General features: G+C 58.5%; 1 protein-coding gene and 1 pseudogene. Both read right to left on the reverse strand.

Annotation, left to right across the window (positions count from 1 at the left end; all coding sequences use genetic code 11):
* Positions 1–82, reverse strand: an 82-nt coding sequence (locus J5M57_RS28800; RefSeq protein ID WP_279381920.1) for a YqiA/YcfP family alpha/beta fold hydrolase, incomplete at its 3' end; no start/stop codon positions are given.
* Between the two features lie 49 nt (positions 83–131).
* A pseudogene (locus J5M57_RS28805) lies at positions 132–246 on the reverse strand (phosphodiesterase); the annotation flags it as partial.

Here is a 246-nt window from a genome sequence, read left to right on the forward strand (position 1 = left end):
CCATCACCGCGACCAGCTGACAGGCTTTTTTCGAGGCCGGGGCGCTGTTGAAACCGTGGATATAGAGGATCGAACCGGACATTTGAGCTCCCTGAGTGTCGGCGAAAGATAGCGGAGTTTACAGGGATATATCAGTAGCCGTTGGAGCCGTAATCGACCGTGAACTCGAAGTCGGTGACACGCTCGACGCCGGTTTCCAGCCGTCCATCGGGCAACAGCCGCAACCAGCGATACCCCGGCGGCTGT

The organism is Pseudomonas sp. 86_A (genome assembly GCF_017491705.1).
Lineage (GTDB): Bacteria > Pseudomonadota > Gammaproteobacteria > Pseudomonadales > Pseudomonadaceae > Aquipseudomonas > Aquipseudomonas koreensis.